This is a genomic window from Virgibacillus proomii (genome assembly GCF_018916875.1).
GTDB classification, from domain to species: Bacteria; Bacillota; Bacilli; order Bacillales; family Amphibacillaceae; genus Virgibacillus; species Virgibacillus proomii_B.
Window position 1 is genome coordinate 14,951 of record NZ_JAHLNO010000010.1, and the last position, 16,866, is coordinate 31,816.

General features: G+C 36.8%; 12 protein-coding genes. 9 read left to right on the forward strand and 3 right to left on the reverse strand.

Going from position 1 to position 16,866, the window contains the following annotated elements; all coding sequences use genetic code 11:
• Positions 1 to 1,301 precede the first annotated feature (1,301 nt).
• The 4 genes from KQI21_RS04880 to hemY all read left to right on the forward strand — a co-directional run bounded on the left by KQI21_RS04880 (position 1,302) and on the right by hemY (position 7,015).
• Positions 1,302 to 3,467 (forward strand): transglycosylase domain-containing protein, encoded by a 2,166-nt coding sequence (locus tag KQI21_RS04880; RefSeq protein WP_216482906.1) that lies wholly within the window; start codon positions 1,302 to 1,304, stop codon positions 3,465 to 3,467.
• A 111-nt stretch (positions 3,468 to 3,578) separates the two neighbouring features.
• Entirely contained in the window at positions 3,579 to 4,619 is a 1,041-nt protein-coding gene (gene hemE / locus KQI21_RS04885; protein ID WP_216482907.1) for a uroporphyrinogen decarboxylase, read from the forward strand.
• Positions 4,620 to 4,656: 37 nt separating this feature from the next.
• The gene (hemH, locus tag KQI21_RS04890) at positions 4,657 to 5,604 is read left to right on the forward strand and encodes a ferrochelatase (RefSeq protein ID WP_216482944.1); all 948 of its coding nucleotides are present in this window, start codon (positions 4,657 to 4,659) and stop codon (positions 5,602 to 5,604) included.
• Positions 5,597 to 7,015 carry a protoporphyrinogen oxidase gene (hemY, locus tag KQI21_RS04895; protein ID WP_216482908.1) on the forward strand — a complete coding sequence of 473 codons (1,419 nt, stop codon included), beginning with the start codon at positions 5,597 to 5,599 and terminating at the stop codon, positions 7,013 to 7,015. Before hemH ends, hemY begins: the two co-directional genes overlap by 8 nt.
• A gap of 883 nt (positions 7,016 to 7,898) precedes the next feature.
• Here the strand turns inward: hemY and pepF are convergent.
• Together pepF and yhfH are read right to left on the reverse strand one after the other, a co-directional pair.
• Entirely contained in the window at positions 7,899 to 9,707 is a 1,809-nt protein-coding gene (gene pepF / locus KQI21_RS04900; RefSeq protein ID WP_216482909.1) for an oligoendopeptidase F, read from the reverse strand.
• A 238-nt stretch (positions 9,708 to 9,945) separates the two neighbouring features.
• Positions 9,946 to 10,074, reverse strand: a complete 129-nt coding sequence (yhfH, locus tag KQI21_RS04905) for a protein YhfH (protein ID WP_216482910.1) — start codon at positions 10,072 to 10,074, stop codon at positions 9,946 to 9,948.
• Positions 10,075 to 10,812: 738 nt separating this feature from the next.
• Between yhfH and lplA the strand changes: the two genes are divergently transcribed.
• The 3 genes from lplA to KQI21_RS04920 all read left to right on the forward strand — a co-directional run bounded on the left by lplA (position 10,813) and on the right by KQI21_RS04920 (position 14,480).
• Complete coding sequence (lplA, locus tag KQI21_RS04910) at positions 10,813 to 11,808, forward strand: lipoate--protein ligase (RefSeq protein ID WP_216482911.1); 996 nt, start codon at positions 10,813 to 10,815, stop codon at positions 11,806 to 11,808.
• Between the two features lie 309 nt (positions 11,809 to 12,117).
• Positions 12,118 to 13,653, forward strand: coding sequence for a fatty acid--CoA ligase family protein (locus tag KQI21_RS04915; protein ID WP_373687627.1), 1,536 nt, complete (start codon positions 12,118 to 12,120; stop codon positions 13,651 to 13,653).
• A 293-nt stretch (positions 13,654 to 13,946) separates the two neighbouring features.
• The gene (locus tag KQI21_RS04920) at positions 13,947 to 14,480 is read left to right on the forward strand and encodes a competence protein ComK (RefSeq protein WP_216482913.1); all 534 of its coding nucleotides are present in this window, start codon (positions 13,947 to 13,949) and stop codon (positions 14,478 to 14,480) included.
• Here KQI21_RS04920 and KQI21_RS04925 read toward each other — a convergent pair.
• Positions 14,416 to 14,805, reverse strand: a complete 390-nt coding sequence (locus KQI21_RS04925) for a YhjD family protein (protein ID WP_309245504.1) — start codon at positions 14,803 to 14,805, stop codon at positions 14,416 to 14,418. The genes KQI21_RS04920 and KQI21_RS04925 overlap by 65 nt on opposite strands.
• Positions 14,806 to 15,220: 415 nt before the next feature.
• Here KQI21_RS04925 and KQI21_RS04930 point away from each other — a divergent pair, with 415 nt between their 5' ends.
• Together KQI21_RS04930 and lepB are read left to right on the forward strand one after the other, a co-directional pair.
• Positions 15,221 to 15,877 (forward strand): TVP38/TMEM64 family protein, encoded by a 657-nt coding sequence (locus KQI21_RS04930; protein ID WP_216482914.1) that lies wholly within the window; start codon positions 15,221 to 15,223, stop codon positions 15,875 to 15,877.
• Between the two features lie 56 nt (positions 15,878 to 15,933).
• On the forward strand, positions 15,934 to 16,485 hold the full coding sequence (gene lepB / locus KQI21_RS04935) for a signal peptidase I (RefSeq protein WP_216482915.1): 552 nt from the start codon (positions 15,934 to 15,936) through the stop codon (positions 16,483 to 16,485).
• The last annotated feature ends 381 nt before the right edge of the window (positions 16,486 to 16,866 follow it).

The window sequence follows — 16,866 nt, forward strand, 5'->3', positions numbered from 1 at the left end:
ACTGACCAAATTATCATTAATAGAACATGTGCAAAAAGTCTGGTAAAGTTTATACTAAATGAAGCTTTACTTTCTTAACATACACTATGCCATAATTCTATGTTACCCTAAGCAGCCTGTTATTTGTCAAACAAATTACTCTCATTTCTTATTTTAATTGATAACCCTATTTTACCTAAAGGAACTAGTACTAGTCCTAGCATTATTTCAAGTTTGAAGCCATTCTCTATAGGAGAGAGGGGTGTTTATCCCGCATGTAAGGTGCCGTAAGACTCTCACTTGAAAACCTGAGTTGATACAAAAGGGTCTAAGTGGTAGAAAACGGCACCTAAATGCCCGATTCGTTTAACTAACATTTCTTGGGAAAAGCATTCCAAGAAATGAAGTTTCACTTTATCCCGCATGTAAGGTACCGTAAGACTCTCACTTGAAAACCTGAGTTGATACAAAAGGGGCTAAGTGGTAGAAAACGGCACCTAAATGCCCGATTCGTTCAACTAACATTTCTTGGGAAAAGCATTCCAAGAAATGAAGTTTCACTTTATCCCGCATGTAAGGTGCCGTAAGACTCCCACTTCAAAGATCCTGAGTTGATACAAAAGGGTCTAAGTGGTAGAAAACGGCACCTAAATGCCCGATTCGTTCAACTAACATTTCTTGAGAAAAGCATTCCAAGAAATGAAGTTTCACTTTATCCCGCATGTAAGGTGCCGTAAGACTCCCACTTCAAAAGCCTCGAGTTGATACAAAAGGGTCTAAGTGGTAGAAAACGGCACCTAAATGCCCGATTCGTTCAACTAACATTTCTTGGGAAAAGCATTCCAAGAAATGAAGTTTCACTTTATCCCGCATGTAAGGTGCCGTAAGACTCTCACTTGAAAACCTGAGTTGATACAAAAGGATCTAAGTGGTAGAAAACGACACCTAAATGCCCGATTCGTTCAACTAACATTTCTTGGTAAAAGCATTCCAAGAAATGAAGTTTCACTTTATCCCGCATGTAAGGTACCGTAAGACTCTCACTTCAAAACCTGACTTGATACAAAAGGGTCTAAGTGGTAGAAAACGGCACCTAAATGCCCGATTCGTTCAACTAACAGTCCGTGTTCCACGGACTGAAGTTTCACTTTATAACACTAATGGAATAAATTTCCGTTGACTGCCTATTCATTAAAAGTATACAAAGGTGATGCCTATTGACATTATTTTGAAACGATTATTAATTAATATCGAGTATAAATACTTTAAGATTGTATCATTGTGTCGTATAATGTTATGGGCGATTACATAGAGGTGAACCAATGAACAGAATAGAAAGAAGGAACCAGAAGCGTTCACGCCTTATTAAAAAAGTAAAAGTAATTTTATATAGTTTTTTATTCATCATTTTGTTAATTTTGACTTCCTATGCTGCCATTGTTTTTGGAGGGCGTTTCGTTGTGGATGATGAAAAACTACTATTGGATACAACAACGACAATAGAAACAAAAGATGGAAAAGTTATAGGTAGACTGTACAATGAAAATCGTATGTTAACAACATTAGAAGAAGTTCCCCAGCATGTAAAAGATGCATTTATCGCCATTGAAGACCGAAGATATTATGAACATTCGGGTGTCGATGTCCGCTCTGTATTTCGAGCAGTTTATAAAGATATTTTAGCGATGAGTAAGGTCGAAGGAGCCAGTACGATTACGCAACAATTAGCCAAAAATTTATTTCTTACTCATGAAAAAACATGGCTTCGCAAGACGAAGGAAATAATGGCAGCTATTTACTTGGAAAATACGCTGTCTAAGGATCGAATATTGGAATTATATTTAAATGAAATCTACTTTGGTCATGGAATTTACGGAATCGATACAGCAGCTGACTATTATTTTTCTAAGGATGTGAAAGATTTATCCATAAGTGAAGGTGCTTTACTTGCCGGACTTGTTAAAGCTCCTAATGGTTATTCCCCAATAAAACATCCGGAAAAAGCGAAAAGCAGGAGAAATACCGTACTTCGTGCTATGGATGAAGTAGGTGCAATTTCTGCTAAACAGCGTGCTCAATTAGAAGGCAAAGATTTAGCACTGAATGTGAATAAGTGGAAGCCTGATCCATCATGGTCTAGTTATACAGATTTTGTTATGAAAGAAGCAGCTGCCACTCATCATCTGTCAATTGATGAATTAAAGCGAGGTGGCTATCGGTTAATTGTCAATATGGATACAGAAACTCAACGAATTGCTTATGAGCAGTTTCAAAATGATGCCTTTTTTCCTGGAAGTACAGAAATACAGGGTGCGTTTGCTATGATGGAACAGAAAACAGGGCAAATTGTATCCATTATTGGTGGGAGAAATTTTGAATTTGGCGACATTAATCAGGCAACGGTAGCAAGACAACCTGGTTCCACCTTTAAGCCTTTAGCGGTTTATGGGCCAGCCTTAATGGGAAAAAAGTATCAACCTTATTCACTGATACCTGATAAAAAGATAGAATATGATGGATATACTGCAAAAAATTATGACGATTCCTATGAGGGAGCTGTGTCCATTTATGAAGCCATCATCCATTCCAAAAATGCTCCGGCAGTGTGGCTGTTGAATGAAATTGGCGTGAAGCAAGCAAAGGAATATCTATTTAAACTACATCTTCCCATTGATGATAAAGGATTAGCGATAGCTTTAGGTGGTCTAAAAACTGGTGTATCTCCTGTAGAATTGATGGAAAGCTATAGTAGCTTTGCCCATCAAGGAAAGATTGTTACAGCTACTTCCATCCACCGTATTCTTGATCAAAGTGGAGATGAGCTGTATAAGGCGAAGGTAAAAACTGAGAAAGTGTTTACCCCACAGGTAGCATGGGATATGACAGAAATGCTTCAAGAAACAGTAAAAAATGGAACAGCAAGCGCTGGTAATTATGAAAAGGCACTCGCTGGTAAGACTGGTTCAACACAGCATCCGAAAGTAGAAGGAAAAGTAAAGGATGCTTGGTTTGCCGGATATACACCACAATATGTAATGGCGTCTTGGATGGGCTATGATACAGTCGATAAGAACAGTTATTTAACCGGGGGAAGTGCCTATCCTACAAAGCTAGTGAAAGCTATTTTAACGGAAATGGATCAGTTACATCCATTAGAAGAGGCGTTTAGTAAACCAAAAGAGGTTACGGCTTTACCGGAGCCGATTATCTTACCTGAAATAAAAAATGTAGAAGCAGCTTATGCATTTGGCAATATTTCAATTTTAGGAGGAAAATTGACCTGGGAAGGCTCGAAGGATGATCGCGTTATTTATCGGATTTACCGTGAAGAAGAAGGTGTTGACAAACGAATTGGTGAAGTAGAAGGAGAAAAAGAATTTATCATTGAGGATGTCATGTTTAATACGAATGAATACTATGTTGTTCCTTATGACCCATTAACCAAAACAGAAGGAACACCTTCAGAAACTGTTAGACTCGCATGGTAAATTTGAAATTTAAGACAAAATAATGACAATCAATCAGCTTTACTATACACTGTCCCATGAAATCGCTATATTAATAATGGGAACGTAGTACGTAAAAAAAGGATGGATGGCATGACAAACAAATTTAATGATACGATAATTCAAGCTTACAAAGGGGAAAAAACGAGGTATACGCCTGCATGGTTTATGCGACAGGCGGGCAGATCACAGCCGGAATACCGTAAATTGAAGGAAAAATATTCCTTATTTGAAATTACCCATCAACCGGAATTATGTGCTTATGTAACAAGATTACCCGTTGAAAATTATGGTGTTGATGCAGCAATTTTATATAAGGACATTATGTCCCCTTTACCTTCTATGGGGGTTGAAGTAGAAATAAAGGCTGGAGTTGGCCCGGTTATTTACAATCCGATCAATTCTATTTATGATGTTGAAAAACTGGGGATGATTAACCCGCAATCTGATGTACCCTATGTGTTAGAGACGATTCGTTTATTAACAGAAGAACAACTAACAGTCCCTTTAATTGGGTTTAGTGGGGCACCATTTACATTGGCAAGTTATATGATTGAGGGAGGCCCATCAAAGAATTATAGTAAAACCAAAGCGTTTATGTATAAGCAATCAGACGCATGGTTTTTATTAATGGATAAGCTTGGTGATATGATAATTGCATATGTTGATGCCCAAATTGAAGCTGGGGTGAAAGCAATTCAAATTTTTGATTCATGGGTAGGGAGCTTGAACACTCAAGATTATCGTATTTTTATTAAACCGGTTATGACACGAATTTTTTCTGAACTTCGTAGACATCAAGTTCCACTAATCATTTTTGGTGTGGGAGCAAGACACTTATTGTTAGAGTGGAATGATCTTTCAGTTGATGTCATTGGTTTAGATTGGCGTACCTCTATTCAAGAAGCAAGAGAACTGGGTGTAACGAAAGTGTTACAAGGGAATTTGGATCCAGCTGTTTTATTGGCTGAATGGGAAACGATTGAAAGTCGAACGAAAGCAATTTTAGAGCAAGGACTTGCTGATGAAAAGCACGTGTTCAATCTCGGGCATGGCGTAACACCTGATATTAAACCAGAGACATTAAAAAAATTAACTGATTTTATCCATGCTTACACGGGCAAAGATGAATAATTGAAAGTAAAATTTTAACATGAAGAGGTGTTTGATGATGGTAAAGAAAGAATGGGGACTATTAGTAATGGCTTATGGGACACCGTACAAAGAGGAAGATATTGAACGGTACTACACTCATATTCGTCACGGACGAAAGCCTGATGAAGCTTCGCTGCAAGATTTAACAGATCGTTATAAAGCGATTGGCGGAATCTCACCACTGGCTAAAATCACGAATCAGCAAGTGGAGCAACTGGAAACAAGGCTAAACGAAGTTCAAGATGAATATGAGTTTAAAGCATATACTGGGCTAAAACATATTGAACCATTCATTGAAGATGCCGTAGAGCAAATGGCAAAAGATGGAATTGAACAAGCTGTATCTATTGTTTTAGCACCTCATTATTCTACATTTAGTGTAAAAACCTATAATCAACGCGCAAATGATGCAGCTAAAAAACATGGAGTAACAACAATTACTTCTGTGGAAAGCTGGTACAAAGAGCCAGGGTTCATTAAGTATTGGGCAGATCAAATAACCGATGTTTATGAAAAAATGACCGATCAGGAACGGGAAAAAGCTGTACTCATCGTTTCTGCACATAGTTTGCCTGAAAAAATATTACAACATCGTGATCCTTATCCACAGCAACTAGAGGAAACGGCAAAATTAATTTCAGAAGCAACCGGGATTACAAATTATGAAATCGGCTGGCAAAGTGAAGGAAACACACCGGATCCATGGATAGGCCCCGATGTGCAAGATCTTACTAGAGATCTATATGAACAAAAAGGGTACCGCACATTTGTTTATGCTCCTGTCGGCTTTATTGCTGATCATTTGGAAGTATTATATGACAATGATTATGAATGTCGAGTTGTTTGTGAGGAGTTAGGTGCATCATACTATCGTCCAGAAATGCCAAATGTTCATCCACAGTTTATTAATACATTGAGTGATGTAGTATTAAAACAAGTAGAAAAGCGTGGAAAAAATGAATAACACAAAAAAACAAATCGTCATTATTGGTGGAGGAATAACCGGTTTATCAACTGCTTATTATTTACAAAAGGAAATAACTAGAAAACAACTCCCATTTAACATCAAACTAGTAGAAGCAAGCAACCGATTAGGTGGTAAGATTAGAACATTAAAGCGTGATGGCTTCACAATTGAACAAGGTGCAGATTCGATGTTAATCAGAAAAAAAACTGCGGTAAAGTTGGTTAAGGAGCTGGGGCTTGAAAATGAAATTGTTCGAAATGCAACTGGAAAATCATATATTTTAGCAAATCATAAATTTCATCGAATCCCAAAGGATACATTTATGGGAGTTCCGAAAAATGTTCGCTCAGTACTTCGTTCTACATTGATTTCACCCACAGGAAAAATCCGTGCTTTAGCCGATCTGGTTAAAGCAAAGGGTAAAGGAGACAAAGATGAATCCTTAGGTTCGTTTTTTGAACGGCGTTTTGGGAAAGAATTGCTTACTAACCAAATTGAAACCTTGTTATCAGGTATACATTCTGGTGATATTTACAATATGAGCTTACAAGCATCATACCCAAATTTTTACCAGTTGGAGCAGAAATATGGGAGTTTGATTAAGGGTTTGAGCAAAACGATGCCGAAAACAACAAAACAAATCGAAAAACAATCTGCTCCTGGTATGTTTTTTTCTTTTAAAAATGGGTTGGAAACATTGGTGCATGAATTAAAGAAGACATTAGATCCAGAAACGATCACACTTGGTACAGCAGTCGACCATATCGAAAAAAAAGAGCATTTTTATCATCTGTTATTAAGTAATGGAGACGTCTACAGAGCAGATGCTATTATTGTCACTTCACCGAGCTTTACGTTACCAAAAATGTTCAGTCAGTATGATTTCTTTAAACCATTTAAAGAAATCCCAGCGACATCTACAGCAAATATTGTGCTGGCCTTTGATCAAGTAAAAATAAAGAAAGATATAGATGGAACTGGTTTTCTGGTTCGAAAAAACAGCGGATATCAAATCACTGCATGTACATGGACACATAAAAAATGGCCTTTAACTACTCCAGAGGGAAAAGTATTATTACGTTGTTATGTAGGACGACCTGGTGAGGAATCTGTCGTTGATTTATCGGATGAAGATTTAACCGAAGTGGTACTAAAAGATTTAAGAAAAGCAATGAAGCTAAAAGGGGATCCAGCCTTTAGTGTCGTTACTCGATGGAGACAAGGGCGCCCTCAATATACAGTGGGACATCTAGTGAGACTTTCGGAAATCCGTAAACAAGCAGCAGGACAAGTACCGGGGGTGTTTCTAACCGGCAGTTCTTATGAAGGACAAGGTATTCCGGATTGCATCGAACAAGGAGAGAAAACTGCTCAAGAGGCATTACGGTTCTTACTAGCACGTTATTAACCAAAAAATTATTAGCTGGAAGTTGCTTTGATGTAAGTATAATTGCAATTTTTTCAAATGTTTCGTGCTCGAGAAGTTTTTATAAATTTATATAGTATCATTAAGAGCAGTCAGTTATGTTCAAAGTTAGAAAAGAGACTGGGGCAAAACTAAAAAGATCAACTCTAAATACGAATTTTTACTGGGATAAGTAAGCTAACAAAGAGAGAAATCCAAACTAATTCGAATTCTAACTAAAGAATTTCGAATCATCGTTCGGATTTTTCTTTGACTAAAACGCTTTTGTCCCAGCCCCTCGTTCTTTGTACTATAGGAAAGTATAAAATTTTAGGGTTTATAGTATAAGAAAAACTATAACTTTCGCTAAAGACTTGGCGACAAGCCAAGTTTTTCTAATCTAGAAGGATACACGTTTTATATGACAGATAATTTGGAAAGTAGCTTCGTCCAGCTCAGGTGCTTAACAAACTTTGCTCTTCTTCCTGCGATAAATCAATGTTCATTCCTCGTGTCACCATATTTCTCCCATTAGAAAATCAGCTTATTATTTTACGGACTTTAAGAGAGAAACGGCTCTTAAATCCCCGATTCATTCGGGTCGACAGAACAGAGTTTGCTTCGGCAGCGACGCATCGCGATTTTTCAAGGATGCCTGCAAAGGTAGTCTTTGATCTACTGTTTCACTTTATCCCGCATGTAAGGTGCCGTAAGACTACCACTTCAAGAATGAAAGGAACACGAAGAAGTCAAAGTGAGAGAAAACGGCACCTAACTGCCCGATTCGTTTAACTAACATTCAAGGAGAAAAACACTCCTTGAATGAAGTTTCACTTTATCTCGGCCGAAGTGTTGCCAAGCGAGACTTTTAACTTTTAGTTCTGACTTATTTATACGATCGTTCCAATTCATCGACAAGCGAACCAACGAAAGCCACCGCCTGTTTAATTGCATCCGGCTTTGACATATCTATCCCCACTTTACGAATAAGCTCAAGCGGTTTTAGTGTTCCGCCAGATTTTAATACCTCTATCCAGCGATCAACTGCAGGTTTTCCTTCATGTTTTATTGTCTGTGCTACAGTAGTTGAAACAGTTAAGCCAGCTGAATACGTATATGGATATAGCCCCATGTAATAATGTGGCTGACGCATCCAGGTAAGTCCCGCCCCTTCATCCAAGCTAACCGTATCTTGCCAAAAACCTGATAATGCAGCTAGTTTTTGCTCTGACAAAACCGTTGCTGTTAACGGCGTACCTTGCTCTGCTAAATCATAAACTCGACGCTGAAATTCGGCTTCTAACAGATGGGTAACAAAATTATGGTAATACGTTCCGAGTAACTGAGTAATGATCCAACGTCTCATTTGGTTATCATTGGTTTGATTTAACAAATAATCAGCTAACAATAGTTCATTTAACGTTGAAGGAGCTTCTACAAAGTATGTAGAAGAACGAGTGTTAAACAAGGTTTGGTGTTTACCAGCAAAATAAAAATGTCCGGCATGTCCTAATTCATGCGCAAGCACAAACGCACCACGCATGGTGTCTGTCCAGGTAATAAGAATATACGGATGTACACCATAAGGATTTGAGCAAAAAGCACCTGTTGCTTTCCCAACGTTATCTGCAAGGTCAATCCAACGGTGTTCAATTGCTTGTTTTATGATATGTTGATATTCTTCTCCCATAACCCCCATTGCATCAATAATGAGCGCTGTTGCATCCTCGTAGGTGGTAACAGGATTAAAGTTTGGATCAAGCGGTGCTTTTAAATCACAAATATACATTTCTTTTAGATGTAATTTTTCTTTTTTAAAACGGGCATATCGTTGCATATGCGGAGCTAATTCTTCCTGAATGACATGTAATTGGTTTAAATACATATCTTTAGTCACTTGTTGTGGGTGGAGTAACATATCGGTTACAGATTGATATTTTCGTTGTTTAGCTAAAGTCACTTGCTTCTTGACTTCTGTAGCATAGACCGCAGCATATGTATTTTTATATTGGTTCAATGTTTTAACGAAAGATTGATAGGCTTTTCTCCGAATGGAGGTTTCTGCTGTAAGTTCATAACGATCTTCATATAAAGCAGCTGACATTGGTAACTTTTTACCGGTTTCATCAGTAATCGGTTCAAAAGACATATCGGAGGATTTACTTCGTTGATAAATCATGTATGGTGAATCATGTACTTCAGAAAGTGATGCAAGTAATTCTTCCATCTTGGGGGATAGTGTATGTGATTTTTTATCTATTAAATCTGTAAGCATTTTTCGATAGGTTGATAAAGGCGGCCATTCACGAATAAAATTGTCAATTGTTTCAGATGGTATTTCCAATATCTCTAAATTGATAAAAGTAAGCTTTGCATCAATACTAGCCATTGCTTGAGCCACTTTTGCTGAATCCTGTTGACATTCTGGGTCTGTACCGTCCGCACTACTGCGCAAATTAGCGTAAGTAGCTACTTTAATAATGCGTTGTTGAAAAACTTCAAGCTCTTTGATGCATTCATGCAAGATAAAGGCATTGTCAGCTAAATTTCCTTTAAATCTATTAAATTGTTCCATATCTTGCTGAATCGCTGCTAGTTCCTGTTTCCATGCTTGACGAGTTGAAAATAAGTCTGTTAAGTCCCATTTCTGCTCATTTGGAACCTGTGATCGAGTTAGCCTTTCTACCAAGAACATCTGCTCCCTTCTTAATTAAATTATTTCTAAACTCTAAATAATTATAATATAAAAACATCAATATAGATAGTTCTTCCCAAAAAAAAACAACTGCAACATATAAGCTGACAGTTGTTCAAAATAAAACCATTAAAACAATACCAAAGGATTTAATGGAGAAAAAATGTTGAGAAACAAACAGGTTGAAACCGAGCATTTGATTTACTCCTGTAAGTTTGTTGCAATGAAAAAACAGTGCTTATCTTGCTGGATGATCACATTCATCACATAAATTTCCATAGCAGTCTGCTTTTTCAAGCATATCATTTCCACATTTGCTGCATTTTTTCTTAGGCAAATTCCTAAAAAATTCAATGACGTTAATCAAGAAGATTCCTCCTCTAAATGGATTAATTACATTGTACTATAACAGAAATACTCATGTCAATACTGTTTCATAACAAAAATAAAAATTTTATCCCGCATGTAAGGTGTCGTAAGACTACCACTTCAAGAGCCTGAGTTGATATAAAAGGGTCTAAGTGGGAGAAAACGGCACCTAAATGCCCGATTCGTTCGGGAGGCCTTTAGGTCATACCCTTATGGTACTAACATTCAGTAGGAGATGGAAGAAAACTCCTACTGAATGAAGTTTCACTTTATATCTAGGAAATGATAGCTTTTTTACATGATGGATATTTTTTTGAAAAGTACTGTCGTCTAGCTTAAGCACTCAAGCGACTAGCAAACTTCGATCTTCTTCCTACGATAAGTCAACATCGGCTCGAATCAAAAGGAAGGCCGACTAAAAGCGGGCTTGCCGCCCACCGTCGGCATACCCCTGTTACAGGGGCATGTTTTCTTTATCTCGTCAGAAGTTCTCCAGTTTGTACATTGCTAGATAAGAGCTTGCACTTTTGTGGTTTATGAACAAAAGCTGCTCCAATTTAATTTGCAGTGAATACCTAATTTTTTAGCTTACGAGGTATAAGTTTAAAATCTTAGTTTTTGCATTACTAACCGATGATTTTCGTATCATTAGAGGTATTTTTTTGCTTCATCTGTTTTTTTTTATTAAACTAGAATTAACTAGATTTTTAACGATCTATGAAAAGGGGAATTATATATGAAATTTATTGATAATAAAGGAGTTACAGATCCAACCGTTAACCTTGCTCTAGAACAATATATTGTAGAAAATTTTGGAGAATCAGATACATTTTTACTGTTTTATGTAAACCAGCCTTCTATCATTATTGGACGAAATCAAAATACAATTGAAGAAATCAATACACAATATGTGGAGGAAAATAATATTAAGGTTGTTCGTCGCTTATCTGGCGGTGGGGCAGTATATCATGATGAAGGAAACTTGAATTTCAGCTTTATTACGAAAGATGACGGCAACAGCTTCCAAAATTTTGCCAAATTTACCAAACCAGTAGTTGAAGCTTTGAATAAGTTAGGCGTTCCTGCCGAATTACATGGCCGTAATGATCTAGTGGTAGAAGGACGGAAAATTTCAGGAAATGCGATGTACGCGACAAAAGGAAAAATGTTTAGTCATGGAACACTCATGCTGGATTCAGAAATTGAAAATGTGGTAGCTGCATTAAAGGTACGTAAAGAAAAGATTGCCTCAAAGGGAATAAAATCGATTCGTAGCCGTGTTGCTAACATATCCGAATTCTTAGATGAAAAAATTACGATGGATGAGTTTAAAGAAACCATTTTACGCCATATATTTGATGTGGATGATACAGCGGAAATTCCACGCTATGAATTGACGGATGAAGATTGGAAAAATGTTAAACAAATCTCCCGCGAACGCTATCGAAATTGGGATTGGAATTATGGAAAGTCACCGTCCTTTAATATTCAAGTTTCGCATAAATTTCCTGCTGGTTTAGTGGATGTGCGCTTGGATGTAAAGAAAGGAATTATCGAGAATTGTAAAATTTATGGAGATTTTTTTGGTGTAGGAGAAATTAATGACTTGGAAAATAAATTAATTGGTGTTCGTCATCAACGACAAGCATTAGAAGAAGCTCTTGCTGATATGGATGTTTCTCGTTACTTAGGTAAGATCTCCAAAGAAGAATTTATTCATTTAATTTACTAAAAGGAAAAAATAGCTTCCACTATGGGGGCTATTTTTCTTTTTAAGCTAACTCCTTTATAGACAGTAAAAATTTAAAGATAAGCTGTTATTGCAACCCCTTATAAAGGGATAGAGAAGCTCCTTTAACTGTAAGTTTTGTATAATATTGCGAACGCTTCCACTTGAAATGATCAGGTGTCTGATTTATACTGAAATCGTAAAATAATTCGCATGGTTCCGAAAGATATAGATGCTTTAAATGAGTATCTGTATTTTATCGGAAAAATTATGAATGATTATTCATTCATAATTACGCAAAGGGGGATGAATGTGAATATAAGTGAGCAATTAGCGATTACGGCAAAGGAATATGTGGATAAACCAGCTTTCATTTTTGCAAATCAGGAGACAAGTTATTATGAGTTAGATCGGTCTGTTTCTTTATTTGCTGCTGGCTTGGCGGCTTTAGGGTACCAAAAAGGAGATCATGTTGCACTGGTGATGGGAAATAGCCCTTATTATATTATTGGGCTATATGGGGCATTACGACTTGGTATGGTTGTTATTCCTATCAACCCATTATACACACCAAACGAAATGAGTTATATGTTAAAAAATGGTGATGTAACTGCCGTCATTACCATGGATAGATTTTTGGAGAAGTTTCAGACATTGGATTCTGAATTACAAGTATCACATTATATTATTTGTGATTCCGGAGTAGAAGCAGAAACAGATTCAATTCCACAGCAAAAAATAACTTCCTTTTACGAGTTACTTCAGTTAGGAGATTACAATTTTTTTAGACCAGCATTACATAAAGATGATTTGGCCATTGTGTTATATACATCTGGAACAACTGGTACACCAAAAGGGGCCATGTTATCTCATCATAATCTGTATTCTAACGCAAAGGATGTTGCAGATTATTTAAACATTAATGGCGATGATAGGGTGATAGCGGCACTACCGATGTTTCATGTCTTTTGTTTAACTGTTTCCCTAAATGCACCGTTAATGAATGGGGGGACGATTATTATTTTGCCTAAATTTTCTCCTTCGGCTGTGTTTGCCTTAAGCAAAAACTATCAAGCGACTATATTTGCTGGGGTGCCGACAATGTATAATTATTTGCTGCAAGCTAAAAGCGGGGAAGAAAACCCTTTTTCTGCTATTCGCTTTTGTATCTCTGGCGGAGCGTCCATGCCGGTTGCTTTATTGAAAAACTTCGAACGAGTCTTTGATGTTAAAATTTCTGAAGGTTATGGATTGTCTGAAGCCTCACCAGTAACTTGCTTCAATCCATTAGATCGACCACGTAAGCCCGGATCCATTGGTCGCAGCATCTGGCACGTTGAAAATAAAGTAGTAGATGAGTGGGGAGAAGAAGTGGCTGTTGGTGAAGTCGGTGAATTAGTAGTACGTGGCCCTAATGTGATGCTTGGGTATTATAAACTTCCTGAAGAGACAGCAATAGCTTTAAAGGATGGCTGGTTGCATACAGGTGATATGGCAAGAATGGATGAGGAAGGTTATTTTTATATTGTGGACCGAAAAAAAGATATGATCCTTGTAGGTGGTTATAATGTTTATCCACGTGAAGTGGAAGAAGTATTATACATGCATCCAAATATAATTGAGGTAGCTGTCATTGGTGTTCCTGATCCCCAAACTGGAGAGGCAGTTCAATGTTTTGTTGTTACAGATGATTCTAATTTGACAGCTGAAGCATTAACAGCGTTTTGCGAAAAGCATCTAGTAAAGTATAAAGTTCCCACAACCATTGAATTTTTAGATGAACTACCAAAAAATACAACCGGGAAGATTTTAAGAAAAAAGCTTCAGGAGCATGTACAACAATTATAAACATAAACTTCATTCCATGGGTGAATTTTTCATCCATGGAATGTCTGTTGTACATTTGGTACCGGGCACTATTATCTTTTGCTTAGCCTGCTAGATTTACACTATGTTTTAATGGAGAATTAAACAGAAGTTTTTATATAAAAACAGCTATTACGAGAAGTGATGAAGTATAAAAACAACAGTTATAGTAAAATATTCAAAAGAATAACTCTTTTCATTTCATTTTGAATAGAGATTTGGTAAATTAGTATATAGCCACTTTCTTTTCTATAATTTAGAAAGGATGAAAGAGATTGATTTTTAATTTATATACAGATACCCCGGAAATTACCCCTTTAACGATAGCACTTATCGCACGACGAGATGCCAATAACAAGCCAATTACTGTAGTATTAGAGGAACAAGGCGAATATACTGTTTCGTCTCCTCCAAGTAAAATGATGGACCTTGCTTGTAAATACTTTGGCGCAAGTCTAAAAGGCAGACAAGAAGGGACTAGAGATGTCTGTGGCATCACACATAAAGCTCCAATCACAATTGATCCCATTAGTGGTATGTATTTCTTCCCAACCATTTCTCCGTCCAGCCCCGAATGCTCCTGGATTGCTCACTCTCATATTGATCAAATTCAGAAAAATAATGATTATGGTACAGAAATTATCTTTCGCAATGGAAAACGAATGGTATTTGAAATCTCCTATGGATCTATGCTAAATCAAATACAAAGAACCGCTCAATTTCGTTACTTGTTGAATAACCGACTTAAATTCCTGCAGAATCATCTTGATCAGGTAGCAGAGATTTTTGCATCAACTCCAGAAAAATAGCTTTTACTTTTTGGCGGATAGCAGGATTGAAATAATTACGCTTTTCTTCCCGTCCTTGACAAAGAAACAAATACGAAGAGAATGAATCATTTCTATCTAGTTTCATTACTTTTATTTGTTTTTGCAGCATCACTTTGCGAAGCTGTCTACGTTCTTGGAGTGCTTTTTCTTCCATGTTTTTTAATACTCCAATATAAGCATCTTTTAATTTTAGTTCGCTGTTTTGAAAACGGTGAATATCTTGCTGGATAACAATAATGGTCATGGACAGAAATAGGAAACGTGAAGCAATTGTCAGCTCTTCCTTATTCAAATAACGCATCATCGTTTCCCTCCTTATGTAAGAACGCTTGTTCCTGTGTAGTATATCCTATCTACCTTAGAAAATTCAATAGATTTTTATTAAATGAAAAGAAAGTGGCAATTATAATAGTATGGACTATGCATATTTACTGATTTACTTTAAAATAGAAATAGTTTAAATTTTAATAGAGAATGTTATAAAGAGGTATAGCAAGAAACTTTTGATAACTATAGCCCGGTATAATGAGTAAGTTCAAAGTCTGATTATCTTTATAGAGGTGATTCAAAAGTCGGGTAAAATTGAAACTTTATCGTCGTTCGAAGGGACGTTTGTGATCTTAGCTGATCTCAAGGCCACTTATCCTCTTTTGAACACCTACTTATAAAAGAAATCAAGTTTGGGAAAACGATATTTACATATTGAGGAGATTTACTACATGGTTCTATTAGACATCCAACTAACTGATTGGGAAATGCTACTTGATAGTGAAACATTTAATGAATATATTATGCATTTGCTGAAAAAATATGAGAGCCTAGGTCCGTTACCTGGGATTTTATTACCATTTATTGAAGCATTCTTGCCATTCTTACCCCTAGTCGTATTTGTTTTTGCTAATGCTGCTGCTTACGGTTTATTTGAGGGGTTTATTTTATCCTGGACTGGTGCAGCACTCGGTGCGATTATGGTTTTTTTGATCATTCGTAAACTGGGCAATCGACGGATTTTTACAGTGATCCGAAAAAATAAACAAGTGAAAAAAGTGATGGCGTGGCTTGAGCGGCATGGATTTGGACCATTATTTTTATTAATGTGTTTTCCGTTTTCCCCATCCTCAGTCATCAATGTCGTTTCAGGATTATCTAAAATTAGCTCACAACAGTTTATCTTAGCGGTCATTATGGGAAAATCAGTGATGATCTTTTCTATTGCTTTTGTAGGTTCCAGTATTATGGAATTTGCAAAAAATCCAGTGAAAACGATTGTTGTTGGTATATGTATCGTATTATTTTGGATGATTGGTAAATATATTGAGAAACGATTACAAAAAAAGGCGCAGTTGCGGGAAACATTCGATTCTAAAGAAGATTAAGATATTTCTTTCTTGGGTAAGCTGTAAGTAGAACTTACTCTGGAGGAAGATAAGATATGAAAAGAAAATATCGCAAAGTGGTCACAACGATTTTACTTGGGGCCATGATTATATTTTTATGTCGATCCACCTTTTTCGCAAGCTATGTAGTGGAAGGAGAATCGATGGAACCAACATTAAATGATGGTAACTTATTAATGGTTAATACGTTTGTCTATGATTTAACAGAGGTTGATCGTTTTGATGTGATTGTATTCCATGCCAATCAAAAAGAAGACTACGTTAAAAGAGTTATTGGCATACCTGGAGATAAAATTAGTTATAGAGATGATAAGTTATATATAAATGGGGAGTATGTTGAAGAAGCGTTTCTGGATAATTATACTCACGCTAGGATAAGTGATAAACCACGTACAGAAAGCTTTACCTTAAAAGAAATTACAGGGGAGGAAACGGTTCCAGAAGGGAAGCTGTTTGTGATGGGAGACAATCGTCAAGAAAGCTTGGATAGCAGATCATTTGGGTTTATTTCGGAAACACAGCTTGTTGGTAAAGTAGATGTGAAATATTGGCCACTTTCTCAGGCTAGTCTGAGTCTTGGAAAATAGGCCCAGACTACTACCATTGCTTTTGTTTTACTAAAAATGAAATGATATACTTATAGTACATGTTCAAAAAGGATCAAGATCGGCTAAGTTCGCAGGCATTCTTGAAAAAGCAGTGTACTTTTTCTGCGTGCGATGTATCGCTGATGTAGCTTTCCTTGTTCTGCTGCAGTATCGATACCCGTCCTTCGAATCGAAGTTCAATATAGCGTAGTCTCAAGTAGCCCACTTGTACAGGATGTACTGACTTCTACGTTGCCCACAGGACGTGAGCGCTTTTAGTAGAAGATCCTTGAATAGATACATGAGCATTAGAAGGGATTGCTCGAAATCCATCCCCTTTTTCTAATGAGCGGAGAAATAAGCCCATAAACATTGGCTGAC

Excerpts from the sequence above, each read along its gene's own strand:
- KQI21_RS04925 (WP_309245504.1), bottom strand. The coding sequence starts at position 14,805 with ATGATGCGTTATTTGAATAAGGAAGAGCTGACAATTGCTTCACGTTTC.
- hemE (WP_216482907.1), top strand. The coding sequence starts at position 3,579 with ATGACAAACAAATTTAATGATACGATAATTCAAGCTTACAAAGGGGAA.
- hemY (WP_216482908.1), top strand. The coding sequence starts at position 5,597 with ATGAATAACACAAAAAAACAAATCGTCATTATTGGTGGAGGAATAACC.
- hemH (WP_216482944.1), top strand. The coding sequence starts at position 4,657 with ATGGTAAAGAAAGAATGGGGACTATTAGTAATGGCTTATGGGACACCG.
- KQI21_RS04930 (WP_216482914.1), top strand. The coding sequence starts at position 15,221 with ATGGTTCTATTAGACATCCAACTAACTGATTGGGAAATGCTACTTGAT.
- KQI21_RS04880 (WP_216482906.1), top strand. The coding sequence starts at position 1,302 with ATGAACAGAATAGAAAGAAGGAACCAGAAGCGTTCACGCCTTATTAAA.
- lplA (WP_216482911.1), top strand. The coding sequence starts at position 10,813 with ATGAAATTTATTGATAATAAAGGAGTTACAGATCCAACCGTTAACCTT.
- pepF (WP_216482909.1), bottom strand. The coding sequence starts at position 9,707 with ATGTTCTTGGTAGAAAGGCTAACTCGATCACAGGTTCCAAATGAGCAG.
- lepB (WP_216482915.1), top strand. The coding sequence starts at position 15,934 with ATGAAAAGAAAATATCGCAAAGTGGTCACAACGATTTTACTTGGGGCC.